Source organism: Brenneria sp. g21c3 (genome assembly GCF_040240345.1).
Classification (GTDB): Bacteria; Pseudomonadota; Gammaproteobacteria; order Enterobacterales; family Enterobacteriaceae; genus Brenneria.
Window position 1 is genome coordinate 411,138 of sequence record NZ_JBEIAB010000002.1, and the last position, 16,515, is coordinate 427,652.

13 protein-coding genes are annotated in these 16,515 nt (G+C 57.6%); 6 read left to right on the forward strand and 7 right to left on the reverse strand.

Features of this window, described 5'->3' with window-relative positions; genetic code table 11:
* Nucleotides 1-8 precede the first annotated feature (8 nt).
* The 5 genes from ABRZ28_RS04500 to ABRZ28_RS04520 all read left to right on the forward strand — a co-directional run bounded on the left by ABRZ28_RS04500 (nt 9) and on the right by ABRZ28_RS04520 (nt 7,611).
* Complete coding sequence (locus ABRZ28_RS04500) at nt 9-1,481, forward strand: glycoside hydrolase family 1 protein (protein WP_330519598.1); 1,473 nt, start codon at nt 9-11, stop codon at nt 1,479-1,481.
* 75 nt (nt 1,482-1,556) lie between these two features.
* Entirely contained in the window at nt 1,557-2,954 is a 1,398-nt protein-coding gene (locus tag ABRZ28_RS04505; RefSeq protein WP_330519599.1) for a glycoside hydrolase family 1 protein, read from the forward strand.
* Between the two features lie 329 nt (nt 2,955-3,283).
* Nucleotides 3,284-5,443: a bifunctional acyl-ACP--phospholipid O-acyltransferase/long-chain-fatty-acid--ACP ligase gene (aas, locus tag ABRZ28_RS04510; protein WP_330519600.1), complete on the forward strand. Its 2,160-nt coding sequence runs from the start codon at nt 3,284-3,286 to the stop codon at nt 5,441-5,443.
* Nucleotides 5,440-6,648: a lysophospholipid transporter LplT gene (gene lplT, locus ABRZ28_RS04515; protein ID WP_330519601.1), complete on the forward strand. Its 1,209-nt coding sequence runs from the start codon at nt 5,440-5,442 to the stop codon at nt 6,646-6,648. Before aas ends, lplT begins: the two co-directional genes overlap by 4 nt.
* A gap of 507 nt (nt 6,649-7,155) precedes the next feature.
* Nucleotides 7,156-7,611, forward strand: a complete 456-nt coding sequence (locus tag ABRZ28_RS04520) for a GNAT family N-acetyltransferase (RefSeq protein ID WP_330519654.1) — start codon at nt 7,156-7,158, stop codon at nt 7,609-7,611.
* A gap of 47 nt (nt 7,612-7,658) precedes the next feature.
* On the opposite strand, the gene ABRZ28_RS04525 is transcribed toward ABRZ28_RS04520, so the two are convergent.
* The 7 genes from ABRZ28_RS04525 to ABRZ28_RS04555 form a co-directional block, all read right to left on the reverse strand.
* Entirely contained in the window at nt 7,659-8,213 is a 555-nt protein-coding gene (locus ABRZ28_RS04525; RefSeq protein WP_330519602.1) for a desulfoferrodoxin family protein, read from the reverse strand.
* Nucleotides 8,214-8,226: 13 nt separating this feature from the next.
* Nucleotides 8,227-9,909, reverse strand: a complete 1,683-nt coding sequence (gene fadK, locus ABRZ28_RS04530) for a medium-chain fatty-acid--CoA ligase (RefSeq protein ID WP_330519603.1) — start codon at nt 9,907-9,909, stop codon at nt 8,227-8,229.
* A gap of 78 nt (nt 9,910-9,987) precedes the next feature.
* Nucleotides 9,988-10,272 (reverse strand): ferredoxin family protein, encoded by a 285-nt coding sequence (locus ABRZ28_RS04535; RefSeq protein ID WP_319604459.1) that lies wholly within the window; start codon nt 10,270-10,272, stop codon nt 9,988-9,990.
* The gene (locus ABRZ28_RS04540; protein ID WP_330519604.1) at nt 10,269-11,558 is read right to left on the reverse strand and encodes an FAD-dependent oxidoreductase; all 1,290 of its coding nucleotides are present in this window, start codon (nt 11,556-11,558) and stop codon (nt 10,269-10,271) included. Before ABRZ28_RS04540 ends, ABRZ28_RS04535 begins: the two co-directional genes overlap by 4 nt.
* A 51-nt stretch (nt 11,559-11,609) precedes the next feature.
* A complete protein-coding gene (locus ABRZ28_RS04545; RefSeq protein ID WP_319604461.1) occupies nt 11,610-12,569 on the reverse strand; it encodes an electron transfer flavoprotein subunit alpha in 960 nt (319 codons plus the stop codon).
* Between the two features lie 12 nt (nt 12,570-12,581).
* Nucleotides 12,582-13,346 carry an electron transfer flavoprotein gene (locus ABRZ28_RS04550; RefSeq protein WP_330519605.1) on the reverse strand — a complete coding sequence of 255 codons (765 nt, stop codon included), beginning with the start codon at nt 13,344-13,346 and terminating at the stop codon, nt 12,582-12,584.
* Nucleotides 13,347-13,354: 8 nt separating this feature from the next.
* Nucleotides 13,355-14,503 carry an acyl-CoA dehydrogenase gene (locus ABRZ28_RS04555; RefSeq protein ID WP_330519606.1) on the reverse strand — a complete coding sequence of 383 codons (1,149 nt, stop codon included), beginning with the start codon at nt 14,501-14,503 and terminating at the stop codon, nt 13,355-13,357.
* A 684-nt stretch (nt 14,504-15,187) separates the two neighbouring features.
* Between ABRZ28_RS04555 and ABRZ28_RS04560 the strand changes: the two genes are divergently transcribed.
* Complete coding sequence (locus ABRZ28_RS04560) at nt 15,188-16,357, forward strand: acyl-CoA dehydrogenase family protein (protein WP_319604464.1); 1,170 nt, start codon at nt 15,188-15,190, stop codon at nt 16,355-16,357.
* The last annotated feature ends 158 nt before the right edge of the window (nt 16,358-16,515 follow it).

Below are 16,515 nucleotides of genomic sequence, written 5' to 3' on the forward strand. Positions count from 1 at the left end.
CAGACAACATGACATTTTCCAAGCAATTTCCCGCTGATTTTCTCTGGGGCGGGGCGACGGCGGCCAACCAATTGGAAGGCGCCTGGGATGTAGGCGGCAAAGGGCTTTCCGTTTCCGATGTGTATACCTTTGACAGCAGAACGCCAAAGGAGCGCTGGCTCGACCAATGGCTGTTTATGACCCGTCGTCAGGTGGCGGAAGCGCAGGATCCCAACAGCACGAAGTATTATCCCAAACGTAAGGGCATCGATTTCTATCACCGCTACCAAGAGGACATTGCGCTGTTTGCCGAAATGGGCTTTACCTGTTTTCGCATGTCGATTGCCTGGACGCGCATTTTCCCCCGCGGCGACGAAATCGAGCCGAACGAAGAGGGGCTGGCGTTTTATGACGATGTGCTGGATACCTTGCTGGCGCATAACATTCAGCCGATCGTCTCGCTTTCGCACTATGAAATGCCGCTGTGTCTGGTGACGGAATATGGCGGCTGGCCGAATCGCCAACTGGTGGATTTTTACCTGCGTTTTGCCACGACGGTGTTCGAACGCTACCGGCATAAGGTGAAATACTGGATGACCTTTAACGAGATCAACTGCGTGAAACATCATCCTTATGTCAGCGTGGGCGTGATTGAAGAAGATAATCCTCATCTGGAGCAGGACAAATATCAGGGCGCGCACCACCAGTTCGTCGCCAGCGCGCTGGCCACCAAAGCCTGCCATCAGATTATCCCCGGCGCGCAGGTGGGCTGCATGATCAGCTATCAGATGCTGTATCCCCACACCTGTCACCCGGGCGATCTGCAAGCCTGTGAAGAGCAGCAGCGGGTATCGCTGTTTTTCAGCGATGTGCAGGCGCGCGGCTACTATCCGGCCTATACCGACCGCATGCTGGCGGAAAAGGGCGTGCTGCTGGAGAAAGCGCAGGGCGATGACGAGATCCTGCGTCAGTATCCGGTCGATTTCGTGTCATTCAGCTATTACATGTCCAGCACCGTCAGCGCGCGCCCGGAGGCATTGGAAGGCGTAACCGGCAACCTGATTACCGGCGGCATCCGCAACCCATACCTGCCCAGCAGTCAGTGGGGCTGGCAGATCGACCCCAAAGGCTTGCGTCTGGCGTTGAATCAACTCTACGACCGTTATCAGAAGCCGTTGTTTATTGCCGAGAACGGGCTGGGCGCCGTCGATACCGTCAAGCCTGACGGCGCCATCGATGATGATTATCGCATTGACTACCTGCGTCAGCACATTGAGCAGATGAAAGAGGCGTTGGGGGATGGCGTCAAACTGTTTGGCTACACCTGGTGGGGGCCGATCGACGTGATCAGCGCGGGAACGGCGCAGATTTCGAAGCGCTACGGCTTTATCCATGTCGATCAGGATGATGACGGCAACGGCACGCAGCGTCGTTCGCGCAAGAAAAGTTTCCACTGGTATCAGCGGGTTATCGCCTCCAACGGCGAACGACTGGCGGATTGAGAACACCGACCTGCGGCAGGCGGCGGCGTCTGCCCGCAGTCAACATTCTGAATGTAATAATGATGAGGTATCGGTATGCCAAGTTTTCCAAATGATTTTCTTTGGGGTGGGGCGATTGCGGCCAATCAGGCCGAGGGCGCATGGAACGAAGACGGCAAGGGGCCGTCCATCGCCGATGTGGTGCGCGGCGGCATTATCGCCGGCCAGGCGGATGAAACGATCGACCCGAACCTCTACTATGCCAGCCATCAGGCGATCGATTTTTATCACCGCTATAAGCAGGACGTGGCGCTGTTCGCCGAGATGGGATTCAAATGTTTCCGCACCTCGATCGCCTGGTCGCGAATCTTCCCGCAAGGGGATGAGGACACGCCGAATGAGGCGGGACTCCGGTTCTACGACGATCTGTTCGACGAACTGCTGCAATACGGTATTCAGCCGGTGATCACCCTGTCGCACTATGAAACGCCGCTGGCGCTGGCGACGCGCTACGGCGGTTGGGAAAACCGCAAACTGGTGGATTTTTTCAGCCGTTACTGCGAAACGGTATTCCGCCGCTACCGGCACAAGGTGAAATTCTGGATGACTTTCAACGAACAGAACAACATGAACCGGATGCCGTTCGCCGCCGGCGCGATACGGCCGCCGAAAGATCGGTTGTTGCAGGCGGTTTATCAGGCGAACCACCATATGTTTGTAGCTAACGCCATCGCCAATAAACTGTGTCATGAGATCATTCCCGATGCGGTGATTGGCGGCATGCTGTCGCTCAGCACCGTGTATCCCTATCGCTGCCACCCGGATGATGTGTTTGAGACTTATCAGCTGCGCCGCCGCTCGCTGTTTTATGCCGACGTGATGATGCGCGGCGTTTACCCGGCCTACAGCCGGCGGATGTGGCGCGACTATGATATTCAACTGACGATGGCGCCGGGCGATATTGAACTGCTGGCGGCCTATCCGTCCGATTATCTGGGGTTCAGCTACTATCGCAGCGCCACGCATAAGGCGGGCGAACTGGTGCTGTCGGATACCGGCGGCATCAGCGGGCTGGAGAATCCCTATCTGGAGAAAACGGCCTGGGGCTGGCCGATTGACGCCAAAGGACTACGGCTGGTATGCAATGAGCTGACCGATCGTTATCAGAAGCCGTTATTTATCGTGGAAAACGGCTACGGCGGCGCAGATACGCCAACGGCCGACGGCGCGATTGAGGACGATGAGCGCATCAGCTACGGCCGCCGGCATCTTCAGGAAGTGGCGGAAGCGATTGCCGACGGCTGCGACATTATGGGGTACACCTGGTGGGGGCCGATTGACATCGTCAGCGCCGGCACGGGGGAAATGAAAAAACGCTACGGCTTTATCTATGTCGATAAAGACAACGCAGGCAACGGCACGCTGGCGCGCGCGAAGAAAAAGAGTTTCGACTGGTATAAGCAGGTCATCGCCTCCAACGGCGAGCTTCTTTGACGCCTGGCGACGTCGCTCCATACCCGGCGCCTTCTTTCCGCCATTCCCGCCTGCGCGGGGATGGCAAGGAAGCATTCCCGCCATTCCCCGACATTTCTACCAATTACTCGTCATCCCCGCAGTTAGTCGGCGGGGATCGCCCCATGAAACCGCCCGCCGCCATCCCTCAGGCCGCGGCGTTGCCGCTTCCCGTCAGCTCCTATTGGCGACGAAATACGAATTATCCTAATAAGTTACGCTGCCGATCGCCGTATTTCGGTTGTTCTGGCGATGATCCGTTCCCTATAGTATTTTGAACGCGGCAAATCATCTGTCTATTAGGAGAAGACATGATCTATACCTTGTTACGCTGGGTGTTCAAGCGGCTTTATCGCATAAGGATCGAAGGCGACGGCCATAATTTTCAGCAGGATAAACTGCTAATTACCCCTAACCATATTTCTTTTCTTGACGGCGCGCTGCTGGCGCTGTTTTTACCCATCAAGCCGGTATTTGCCGTTTATTCGACGATTTCCGAGCGCTGGTTTATGCGCTGGCTGAAACCTTATGTGGATTTTGTGCCGCTGGATCCCACCAAGCCGCTGGCGATCAAGGGCTTGATTAAAGTGATTGAGCGCGGTCAGCCGGTGGTGGTATTCCCGGAGGGGCGTATCACCGTCACCGGTTCGCTGATGAAAATTTACAGCGGCGCGGCCTTTGTGGCGGCGAAATCCGGCGCGACCATTATCCCCGTGCGGCTGGACGGCGCCGAGTTTACCCCGTTCGGCCGCCTGTCCGGGGTGTTTAAACGCCGCTGGTTTCCGCAAATCACGATAAAATATCTGCCGCCCACCACGCTGCCGATGCCGGAGGCGAACAGCGCCAGAGAACGCCGTATTCTGGCGGGCGAACATTTACATCAGATTATGATGCATGCCCGTATGGCGACCCGGCCGCAACATACGCTGTATCAGGCGTTTCTCGCGGCGCAGACCCGCTACGGGCGTCGTTCCCCCTGTATCGCCGATATCGCTTTCAACGAGGACAGCTATCAGGGATTACTGAAAAAATCGCTGGGGGTGTCGCGCATCTTGCAGCGGTTCACCCGCGAGCATGAACATGTCGGGCTGTTGCTGCCCAACGCCACGATTACCGCCGCGGCGATTCTGGGCGCGTCGATGCGCAATCGGGTGCCGGCGATGCTGAACTACACCGCCGGGGCGAAAGGGCTGCAAAGCGCCATGAAAGCCGCCACCATCAAAACCATTGTGACTTCCCGCCAGTTTCTGGAAAAGGGCAAGCTGACGGCGTTGCCGCAGCAGGTCAGCGAGGCCAACTGGGTTTATCTGGAAGATTTAAAAGATAGCGTCACGCTGGCCGACAAGCTGTGGATCCTGTCGCATCTGCTATTCCCCGCTAAAGCGATGCTGGCGCAGAAGCCTGACGACGCGGCGATGATCCTGTTTACTTCCGGTTCCGAAGGTCATCCCAAAGGGGTGGTGCATTCGCATGACAGCCTGCTGGCGAATGTCGAACAGATCCGTACAGTGGCGGACTTCACGCCGCGTGACCGCTTTATGTCCGCGCTGCCGCTGTTCCATGCGTTCGGCCTGACCGTGGGGCTGCTGACGCCGCTGTTGACCGGCGCCAGAGTGTTTCTGTATCCCAGCCCGCTGCATTACCGCATCGTGCCGGAACTGGTGTACGACCAAAACTGTACCGTGCTGTTCGGCACCTCCACCTTTCTGGGCCACTACGCGCGTTTTGCTCATCCGTATGATTTCGCGCGCTTGCGTTATGTGGTGGCCGGGGCGGAAAAGCTCTCTGAGGCGACGCGTCAAACCTGGCAGGATAAGTTCGGCATTCGCATTCTGGAAGGCTATGGCGTAACGGAGTGCGCGCCGGTGGTGGCGATTAACGTGCCGATGGCGGCGAAAATCCATACCGTCGGGCGACTGTTGCCGGAGATGGAATCCCGGCTGATTGCGGTGCCGGGCATCGCGCGCGGCGGACGTTTGCAACTGCGCGGGCCGAATATCATGAAAGGCTATCTGCGGGTTGAACATCCGGAGGTGCTGGAAACGCCGGCGGCGGAAAACGCCGAGGGCGAATTGCAGGCCGGCTGGTATGACACCGGCGATATTGTCGATCTGGATGCGAACGGCTTCTGCACCATCGTCGGCCGGGTAAAACGTTTCGCCAAACTCGCTGGCGAAATGGTGTCGCTGGAGAGCGTCGAACAACTGGCGTTAAGCGTATCGCCGGGGGCGGAGCACGCCGCCAGCGCCAGGAGCGACAGCGGTAAAGGCGAGGCGCTGGTGCTGTTTACCACCGACGGCCAGTTGACCCGCGATCGACTGTCCGCGCAGGCGCGCAGCAGCGGCGTACCGGAACTGGCGGTGCCGCGCGATATTCGCTATGTGAAAGCATTACCGTTACTCGGCAGCGGCAAAACCGATTTTGTCACGTTGCGCGAGATGGCTGAACAACAACCGGAGCAGGGAGCATGAATTCGATGCCGGAACCCGAAACGCGACTGCTGTCGCGCAATATGAGCGCGGTGATTATTGCGCAGTTTTTTTCCGCATTTGGCGACAATGCGCTGTTATTCGCCACGCTGGCCCTGATCAAGGTGCTGGTCTATCCCGACTGGAGTCAGCCGTTTTTGCAAATGGGCTTTGTGGCCGCTTACATCATTCTGGCGCCGTTTGTCGGCCAGGTGGCGGACAGCTTTTCCAAAGGCCGGGTGATGATGCTGGCCAATAGCCTGAAGCTGGCCGGGGCGCTGGTTATCTTCCTCGGCGGCAATCCGTTCGCGGGCTATACGCTGGTGGGGCTGGGGGCGGCGGCCTATTCCCCGGCCAAGTACGGCATTTTGGGCGAGATTACCCACGGCGGACAGTTGGTGAAAGCCAACGGTCTGATGGAGGCCTCGACCATTGCCGCGATCCTCACCGGATCGGTGGCCGGCGGCGTGCTGGCCGACTGGAACCTGCATGCGGCGCTGGCGATTTGTGCGGTGGCCTACGGCATTGCGTTGGGCGCCAACATGCTGATCCCCCGGCTGAAGGCGGCGCGTCCGGGGCAGTCCTGGCATCCGACCCGTATGACGCAGAGCTTCTTTGCCTCCTGTCGGGTGTTATGGCGCGATGGCGAGACCCGTTTTTCGCTGCTTGGCACCAGTATGTTCTGGGGCGCCGGGGTGACGCTGCGTTTTCTGCTGGTGCTGTGGGTGCCGCTGGCGCTGGGTATTACCGATAACGCGACGCCGACGCTGCTGAATGCGATGGTGGCGGTGGGGATCGTGCTGGGCGCCGGGGCGGCGGCTAAGCTGGTGACGCTGAAAACGGTGCGGCGTTGTTTGCCTGCCGGCGTACTGATTGGCGTGGCGGTGGTGATTTTCACCCTTCAGCACAATCTGGTCAGCGCTTACGCATTGCTGGTTTTGCTGGGCGCGCTGGGCGGCTTTTTCATTGTTCCGCTCAACGCGCTGTTGCAGGACCGGGGCAAAGAGAGCGTCGGCGCCGGTAACGCCATCGCCGTACAGAATTTAGGTGAAAACCTGGCGATGTTGCTGATGCTGGGGCTTTATTCGCTGGTGGTGAAGCTCGGGGTATCGGTGATCGCCATCGGTATTGGCTTCGGCGTGTTATTCGCGTGCGCCATTGGGCTATTGTGGCTGTGGCTGGTTTCCGCTAAACGGCGGGCGTCATGAGTTTCACCCCACCCCGACCCTCCCCTTGGCAGGGGAGGGAGTTGGCACCTCCCCCTGACAAGGGCTGTCTCTTATACACAAATGCGGGAGCGCCGACAGGGTTGGTTGTTACGCGGCGTAAAAAATTATGCAGCGGTGGACTTGGCCGCCGAGTGAGCCGCATGGATGCGGCGAAAGCTAGTGCCGCGTCGGGAACGCGTCACTGGCGGCTCGAATAGCGGTCAAGAACACCGATGGCACCGCGCAGCGGCATAATTTAGCCGCAAGCCCGGGTTCATAGGGGGCTGGCGCTTGAGCCCCCTATGTCGGGCGCGTGCTACGACGTAGCATGGAAATGGCGGCATTGTGGCGCACGAAACTGCCTCTGAGTCCGCATAAAAATGTGACTAAGAGACAGCTGACAAGGGGGAGGCCGGGCGGGGGTAATTAAAGGTAAGATTTCGAACGTTGTCAGCAATCTGGCAGGATAAGTGAATGCATTGCAATAATGACGGGATAGAGGTGGGGATGAATCTGGTATGGCATGACTGGCAGGTCGGCGATCTGAATGTTAACGCACTGCATGATATTCTGGCGTTACGCAATCAGGTTTTTATCGTGGAGCAGCGCTGTCCGTATCAGGATATCGACGGCCGCGATCTGGCGGACGGCAATCGCCATATCGCCGCCTATCGCCACGGCGGCATCGTGGCCTATGCGCGGCTGCTGGCGCCCTGTCCGGGCAATGATGCCGTCACCATCGGCCGGGTGATTGTGGCGCCCGCCGCCAGAGGGCGGCAACTGGGACATCTGCTGATGGAACATGCGCTGACGGCCTGCGCGCGCCACTGGCCGCAAAAGCCGCTTTGCCTCTCCGCACAGGCTCACTTGCAGAATTTTTACGCCGGCTTCGGTTTTGTCGCCACCGGCGACGTGTATGACGAAGACGGCATTCCCCACATTGCGATGCGCCGCCCCCATTAACGACGATTCGGGCGACGGCCGGTAACGCCGATCGTCGCATCGTCGGTCTAAAAGGCGTTCTTCCACAGGCCGTGCCGGTTGCAATACGCGTAGGCGATGAATCCCCGTTTGCAGTTGAATTTGCACTGGCTGCCCTTGCATATCGTGCGGTCGCAATAGACGTAGGCATCTTTTTCGGCGAGTGAAAAGATGGCCGCGGCCCTGTCGCCCGGCGCGATAAATTTGATTTGTCCGCCCTGGAACGTATAGAGATAAATCCATTCCAGATGATGATCGTTCTCCATCGGATGCGGCGGTAGGCCGACGGTGACGGACAAGGCGTTGGAGTCAAAACCGCCGGATACCACCATGGCGGGCAGATGTTGTTCGGCCTCGGCGTCGGTCGGCGACCGCGGCGTTAACTCGCTCATCGCTTCGCCGCAGCAGGCGAGGGATAACGCGCCGTCCCCGGCGAATGGCTGTACCACCAGCCGGCGGCAGCGGGCGCAACGGTAAAAGAGCGGCGCGGCGGCGGAGAACGTCGGTTTCGTGCTGTTTTTTATCCGGGTTGAGGTTTTATGTCCGGCGCCGGTTCTTCCCGTACTTTTGTTGGCGGATACCATCGACGGCCCTCCGCTATGTTGCAACAAAGGGCGGGGGGGTAATGATGTGTTCCGCCGGCGTGTTGCGATCGTCCAGTCCGAGGCGATGAGCAATATCCCGCCGCAGCAGGTATTTTTTGGTCTTGCCCGAAGCGGTGCGCGGCAAACGATCGACGATCACCACATGCTCGGGGTATTTGTATTTGGCCACGCGTTTGCGGCTGAAAAACGTAATGACGTCACTCAGCGTCAGCGTGCGATACGGATGTTGTAATACTACATAGGCGCAGGCGCGTTCGCCCAGCCGCTCGTCCGGCATGGCGACCACCGCGGCTTCCCTGACCCGCGGGTGTTGCAGCAGGATCTCTTCCAGTTCCAGGCTGCTGATTTTTTCCCCGCCCCGGATGATCAGGTCTTTCTTCCGGCCGGTGATCTTGATATAGCCTGCCTTATCCATGCGGCACAAATCGCCGCTGTAGTACCAGCCCTCGTCGTCCAGTACGTCGGCGGTTAATGCCGGTTCATCCAGATACCCCATAAAAACGTTTGGCCCGCGGGAGGCTTCTTCGCCTTCTTCTCCGCACGGCACCGGCTGCCGGGCCTTATCGACGACTTTAATTTCGACGCCGGGCGTGGCGGCCCCGTCGGTATTAATGATGCGCGAACGCGGCGCATCGGGTTTTACCATGGTGTGAGGGGCGCTTTCCGTTGCGCCGTAGACGCTGAAAACCGGGATCCCCGCCTGCAAGCACTCTTTGATGATTTTTTTCGGTATCGCCGTGCCGCCGCAGAGAAAAAAACGCAGCGAAGACAAATCGTAGCGCTGCTTTTGCAACGCGCACAAGATGTCATACAGAAAGGGCGTCGCGGCCATAATGCAGGTGCATTGCTCTCGTTCCAGCAGCGTCAGACATTGCGTCGGGTTGAAGATATCCAGCAGAACGCTGCGGGCGCCGATAAGAAAAGGCGCGGTGACGCCATGCAAAAAACCGGTGGCGTGCGCCAGCGGGGCGGGCATCAGAATCTTGTCCTGCCAGGTCAGATTCAGCGTGGCGTAGAAGGCGCGTTCGCTGGCGAGGATATTGTTGTGCGTCAGCATCACCCCTTTGGGAAACCCTTCGGTGCCTGAGGTAAATAACACGGCGGCCAGGCTGTCGCCCTGGGTCGGAATAGGCTGTTCCAGCGCCGGCGAATCCCGCAGGATTTTGCTTAATGACGGCTCTGACGTCGCGGGCGCCAGCTTATCGACGGCAATCACCTGCCGCAGGTAAGGCAGTTGGGCGCGCAGCGGGGCGATGACGGACGTCGGTTCGGCGTTTTTAAACCGTGTCGGCATAAATAACAGACGCGCCCGGCATTTGTTGAGTATCCAGGTGAGTTCCGATTCGCGATAGGCGGGAAGTAGCGGCACGGATACCGCGCCGACTTTCAGACAGGCCAGATAAATCATCGTGAACTCGCACCAGCCGGGGAGTTGAAACGCCACTCTGTCGCCGGGCCGGATGCCCGCGGCGAGCAGATAAGAGGCCAGGCGCGCCGCCGCGTTATCCAGTTGCGCATAGGTATAGTGCGCGCCGTGGTTATCGATGACGGCGCATTTTTCCGGCGCGGCGATGGCCGTCATATGCCAGTAATCCGCCAGCGACGCATCGCCCCAATACCCCATTTTCCGATACAGCGTTCTGCGCGCCGCATTAAATTTGATTGTGATGCTCATTGGTATTCCCCGGTTATGGGTTATCCGCCGTCGCCGTATTTTTTTCATATACATCGCCGGCGTAGGCAGTAAAGGCCGTCAGCCAAAACGGTATTCGATGCCGAACGTACCCTGCGGGTATTCCCACTTCTCCAGGATGGTATCGCCGCACAGCACCCGGCAGGTGCCGCACTCCAGGCAGCCGGCGTAGTCGAATTGGATATTGCCTTCGGCGTCCTGTTTATACAGACCGGCGGGACAGGCGATAACCAGTTTTCTGAATTGAACCGGGTCGGGCGCGTCAACCAGCAGGATATGCGGATTGCTTTCATCCACCCGGAACTTATTGACCCCCAGCTTGATATCGACATTGACCTCGCTCATAGCGCGCGTACTCCGTTGAATCCGTCCTTCAGTAGATTGATCAGGCCGACCTGTTTGCCGCGCGCCCAGAGTTTCGCCGCAACGGATCGGCTCGGTTGACCGTCGATAACAAATAAATCGGACATCAGGTCGGCGGCCATGCGCGGGTATTGGTTGAATAGACGCGGGTTTTCCATCAGGGCGGGCAGCTTGCGGTAGCGCTGCATATCCTGCAACACGAAGCTCTGCTCCAACTGCCGGCTGTAGCCCATCAAACCGTCGGCGCTGAAATCTTGCGTCTGTTTTGCCTCGATGGCGGTGATGGCGGCCGCTTCCGCCGAGGCGATAGCCAGATCCATACCGCGCACGGTATAGCCCAGATTCAGGCAGAGACCGGCGGCGTCGCCGACGATCATTACGCCGTTGCCGACCAGCCGGGGCAGCATCGCCATCCCGCCTTCCGGCACCATATGCGCCGAATATTCCTGTAATGTTCCTCCCTGAATAAGCGGCCGGATGGCGGGGTGGCGCTTAAAATCCTCCAGCATTTGCGGCACGCTTTTGCGCGCCTTTTCGATATCCCCCAGTCCGCAAACCAGCCCGAGAGAAAGCGTGTCGCGGTTGGTATAAAGAAAGCCGCCGCCCAACAGCCCGTCCGACGGCGAGCCGGCGAACAGCCAGGCCGCTCCTTCGCCGGGGGGCAGGTTAAAGCGATCTTCCAGTTGCGATTGCGGCAGCGAGATCAGCTCTTTGACGCCAACCGCGAAGTGGTGCGGCGAGGGCGGCGCAACCAGGCCGATGTCGCGGCCAAGCAGGGAATTAACGCCATCGGCCAGAATGACGATATTGGCCGCCAGCGTATCCTCGCCCGCCTGTACGCCGGTAACCCTGGCGCCCTCTTTCAGCAGGGCGTCGACCCGGACGCCGGCGATAAACTGCGCGCCAGCGGCTTCCGCTTTTTCCATCAGCCAGGGGTCAAACGCGCCGCGCAACACCGTATAGGAGTGTTGCCGCGGCTGGTCTGACTGCTCGGTATGAAAGTCCAGCGTGACGGCGCTTTCTTCGGTTAAAAATGAAATTTTTTCCCGGGTGACTTTCCTTTCCAACGGCGCTTCCTGCGCAAAGCCGGGCATGATTTTCTCCAGACTGTGGGCATAAAGACGCCCGCCGGTCATGTTTTTACTGCCGGGCGCGCTGCCGCGTTCTATCACCAGAACATCCAGCCCGGCTTTGGCCATCACGTAACCGGCGATGCATCCGGCGACGCCCGCCCCGACCACGATGGCATCGAATTTTTCTTCCGACATGCTTTCGGCTCCCCGGCCCGCGTCCGTTTTAGGTGGGCGGGCCGTTTATTATTAGCGATTTAGTTCTTCAATCAGGGCCGGCACCACCTTATAGATATCCCCCACCAGGCCGTAGTCGGCGTATTGAAAAATAGGCGCGTTCTTGTCTTTGTTGACGGCGACGATGGTTTTGGCGCCGTTGCCGCCGACCATATGCTGGATCTGCCCGGAAATGCCGAGCGCCAGATAGAGATCGGATTTCAGCAATACGCCGGACACGCCGATATAGCGCTCGCGCTCCATCCAGTGTTCGCCTTCGGCGATCGGCCGCGAACAGCCCACCTCGGCCTGAAGAAGCGCCGCCAACTCCTGCACCATGCGCAGATCGTCCTGCGCCGCCAGACCCCGGCCGATGCCCACCACGCGTTTGGCTTTACTCAGATCCACGCTGCTGGCGGGTTTGCCCCGGCGTTCCTGGCAAACCATTTCCCGTCGGGGCGTGAGGTAGTCCGTTTGTATCACCTGGCAGGGGCGCGGCGCGCTTTCCGCCTGCGGTTCGAATACGCCGGCAGCCAGCGTGACGACGGCAATCGGGGTATTGATTTTTTCCCGGCCGAAAGCCAGACCGCCGTACATGCGGTGCTCGGCATAGATAGCGTCGTCTTCCACGCTAAGGGCGGTGGCGTCGTTAACCAGCGCGGCATCGAGCTGGATACTCAGTCTGGCCGCCAGCGCTTTGCCGCGTTTGGTCGCCGCCAGCAGGATCAGCGTGGCGGTCTGCGCATTGGCTTGCTCAACCTGATGCTTTATCGCGGCGGCAATGGTTTCCGCGTAATTTTCTATCCGCTGCAATGGCGTCGGCTCGGCCAGCCGATAGAGCGTATCCGCGCCCTGTCGCTGAATATGTTCGACGCTATCGGCGTGAGTCGCCAGCGCCGTCACCCGTTCTCCCAACTGACGTGCGCCGGCCAGCAGTTCGGCATAGCGATCGTTCTTGTCGCTGAACACCCATACATTGGTCAGTTTGCTCATGATGTCGTCCTCTTAGTTCAGCGCCTTACTCAGATAGTCGGCCAGTTGGCTGACGCTGGCGGGTGAGTCATCTTCCATGATGATGTGTTTACGCTCGGTCTGCGCCGGCGCAAAGACGCTGACCAGTTCGCTGTGCGGGGCGGCGGGCGTCCAGTCGATGTCGTCCGGGCGCCATTGCGTCACCGGCTTTTTCCCCGCGCCCAGAATGGCTTTCATCGAGGGGATCTTCGGCTCGTTGATATCGGAGGTGACGCACAGTACGGCAGGGAGGGAAATGTCCAGCACTTCCACTTCATCTTCCAGCGAGCGCTCCACCCTGACGCGGTCTCCCGTCGCCGCGATCGCGCTGACGGCGTTCAGGGTGGGCAACTGAAGCATTTCCCCCACCAGCAGGCCGACCTGTTGGGCATAGATATCGCCGGATCCTTCGCCGAACAGCAGCAGATCGAACCCGATCTTATTGGCGGCGGCGGCCAGCGCCTGCGCGGTATCGTAGGGCAGGGCGCGTTCCAGACGCTCGTCCTGCACCAGATAAAGCGCGTCGGGGCCGCGCGACAAAAGATCCTTGCGGACTTTGGAGTTTTCCAGCAGTTTGCCGCCGATACTGAGCGCCACGACCTCATCGTCTTCGCCGGCTAGCTGGATGGCGGCTTCCAGCGCATTCAGATCGAACTGGCTGATCTTGGCGTCGGCGCGATCGAAATTCAGCGTCCTTTCAGCCGTGATCACGATGTCCTGTTCTTCCTGCACCAGCTTGCAACAGGTGATGATTTTCATTATTCCCCCTATCTGCTTTCATACTGTTTCAGGATCTGCCGGCCGGCGATATACACCATGATTTCATCGGTGCCGCCGGTAATGCGGTTGACGCGAATATCGCGCCAGAAACGAGATATCCGGCTGTCGTCGGTGTAGCCCAGTCCCCCCAGGATTTGCAGCGCGTCGTCAACCACTTCGCCGGCCGCCTGCGTGCAATAGACTTTGCACATGGGTGAGGACGCGCGCAGCGACAATTCGTTGTCGCACTCCCAGGCCACGCGGTAGACAAAGTTCTTCATATTCTGAATCTTGACGGCCATCTGGGTGAGCTTGAGCTGGATCATCTGGAACTGGCCGATGGGTTTGCCGAACTGAACGCGCTGGTTGGCGTAGCGGGCGGCATCTTCAAAAGCGCACTCGGCGACCCCGAGCGAGTGTGCGGCGATAACCAGGCGTTCAATTTCAAAGTTTTCCATCATATGGATAAAGCCGTAGCCTTCGCGGCCTACCATCGCGCTCTCTTCCAGTTCAACGTTGTCGAGGAAAACTTCACAGTTGCTGACCATATGCCAGCCGGCCTTATGCAGATCGTTGCATTTCACCCCTGGCGAATGGGGATCGAGCCACCAGAGGGTAAAGCAGTGTTTGGCGTCTTCCGGCTGCGGATTGCGGGCCAGCACCAGCATATAAGGAAAGTCTTTTGCGCCGGTGATAAAGGTTTTTTGTCCGTTCAGATACACTTTGCCGTTTTTTCGCGTATAGGTGGTGGCGATGCGATTGTTATCGGAACCGGCCTGCGGTTCGGTAAAGGCCAGCGAGTAGGCGGGGAGCCCGCTCAGACTTGCCTCCGCGCTTTTCTGCAACTGCTCCGGGCTGCCGAAACGCAGCATATTATGCATACACAGTCCGCTGGTCATGTTATAAGCCGGCGCGCCCAGGCGTCCCACCTCTTCTATCGCCAGTACCTGAGTCAGCATATCCGCCGGCACGCCGCCCAGCTCCTCCGGGATGCCCAGCAGACCGATTCCGCTTTCGGCTAAGGCGATAAAAAACTTATGGGGGAATGCGTGCGATTCATCGCAGGTTTTAAAGTATTCCTCAGGGAAATCGCGGTTAATCAATTCACGGATGCTTGCCAGCAGCAGCTCTTGTTCTTCCGTTAATTTAAAATCCATATGTCCCCCTGTTGATTGTTTTATCGCCGGCCTGGAAGTCCATAACGCCTCCTCGTTAGTCAGTGGCAATCACCGCGGCCCTATATAGGCAAGTTTGGCTTGATTACCCCGTACGCCGAAAATATTAAACGACGCTGACGGCGAGTTATTATTTTTTCCGCCAGGTCTCGCTTACCCTGTCAGGGTATATTTATAAAACGCTGTCAGCATAGGATAATTAGCGCGAATTAAACATTGACAATTAAAACCATTAACAGGACAAATTGGACATTGATATTAATCATAAGGTTATTATTGTCTTATTTGTGTTCGTGCATTTTATCAGGAAATGATTATATTTCCTTAATGTTGACCTATCTCTCAAATCAAGAAAGACTGTTATTTTTAAAATCTGTTTATTGATGGTTTTTCCTGGTTGTAATGCTTTGTTTTTTCAATGGTTATTAATTGTGGTTTGTTGTTGTTTATTATGTTGGCGCGTTTTATCCAACTATTTGTCGTAAATGTCGGTTTTTAAATTCAATGCGATATTCTTATAATGTCCCACCATCTGCATAACCGGATACTATTTTTAAAACTGGCTCTATCAGAGGTCGCGCATTTTTATTAACAAATATTTATGGCGATAGAAATGTAAGGTGCGCTGCCCATTATTTTAACCCCATGACAAACAGAGGTTAGTATATGGCCATACTATCAGAGCAAGAATTGGAAACCCTGAAGAAAAAAATCCGTAACGTGACCGAGAACGAACTTGAAGAATTACAGGAGGAGGCGGAAAGAACCAACGTATTCCCCGATGCCTATTACGATGTCATCGTTAAAAATGATCTGGTTCGGCTGAGCCTGCCTGAGGAGTATGGCGGTCTGGGACTTAACTGCGAGCAGTTTTTTGCCGTTATGGAAGAATTCAGCCGGGGGCCGGGCGGTATGCGTATGAACCTGCATTGCGCCAACGGACTTAGCTGGCGGATTTTGCGCGATCATGGCCCGGAGGATTTGAAAGCGGAGTGGTTGCCGCGACTGGCCGACGAAAGGGATTTTTATATCCTGTTCGCGCTGACTGAAGCCGACAGCGGTTCCGGCGCGGATATTCGCACCACCGCGGTCAGAAAAGGCGACAAGTATATTCTGAACGGCACCAAAACGCTGATTTCCCATACCGACATCGCCAAAGCCGCTTATGTCATCGCCGTAACCGACGAAACAAAACGTAAGAAAGGCGGTTTGACGGCGTTTATCGTTGATACCAATACGCCGGGTTACTACACCGATCCGATGCCGCACATGATGGGGTGTCGCGGCGCCGGCCATGCTGATTTACGCTTCGAAAATTGTGAAGTGCCGGCCCACAATATCCTGGGTAAGGAGGGCGATGGGCTGGATATCTTTATGGAAGCGCTGGCGCATTCACGCGCCATGGTCGCCGTCACTTGCCTCGGCTTGTCGCAGCGTTTTCTTGAACTGGCCATCAAACGCGCCGAAGACCGGGTGACATTCGGCAAACCCCTGGTCGCCCGGCAGGCGATACAACAAACGATTGCCGATATGGGAACTCAGGTTCATGCGCTACGCCTGATGCTACAGGACTGCGCCAGGAAGTTTGACCGTGGTGAAAGCATCGAAATGGTGTCGTCGATGTGTAAGCTCCACGGCATCGATACCGTACGCACCGTATCGGATAGCTGCCTGGAAATCTTCGGCGGCATTGGCTATTTCGAAGACAATCCCTATGGCCCGGTGGAAAGAATGTATCGCGATGCCAGAGCGCTATGGTTCGAGGAAGGCCCGCGTACCGTGCAACGCCTGACCATCGCGCGTCCCTTGATTGCCAGCGGCGGCGTGATTGTTTAATGCGCCTCATCGTATAACCGGGGAGGAATGGTTACGCCGAATGGCGCGGTCATTCCTCTTTTACCGGGGCGTCGGCGAACAGGCGGCTAAACGGCTCGTCAGTCGCGGGTGAAATAAACAGTAAAAGCAATGTATGGCTGAATATGTATAGCGGCCAT